Origin of the sequence: Seohaeicola saemankumensis, assembly GCF_021021435.1 — a bacterium.
Classification (GTDB): Bacteria; Pseudomonadota; Alphaproteobacteria; order Rhodobacterales; family Rhodobacteraceae; genus Seohaeicola.
Genome location: NZ_JAINWI010000067.1, coordinates 1 through 210 on the forward strand (window position 1 = coordinate 1; position 210 = coordinate 210).

At 60.0% G+C, this 210-nt stretch carries 1 protein-coding gene; it reads right to left on the minus strand.

Annotated elements, in window-relative coordinates; genetic code table 11:
* Positions 1-52 precede the first annotated feature (52 nt).
* Positions 53-210 (minus strand): type II toxin-antitoxin system YhaV family toxin (locus tag K7H22_RS19985; RefSeq protein ID WP_330165874.1); only part of this gene is annotated, 158 nt, incomplete at its 5' end.

Genomic DNA, 210 nt, shown 5'->3' on the forward strand with positions numbered 1-210 from the left:
TTTGCGCCGCCACGTGGCCGGTTTTGTCTCCGCCGTTGACATTCGACCCCACTTACCGATCAGGCGCCGCTTCAAGGGACGTCTCGAACCGCTTGTCCGCCGCCACTGCTTCTTTCAAGAGCGCGTCGAAATTGTCAGGTGGATTGCCATCTTCCAGCATCCCTTTGAACGTCGCATAGGCATCCGTCTTGCTGCCGTAGGCGCGCAGGG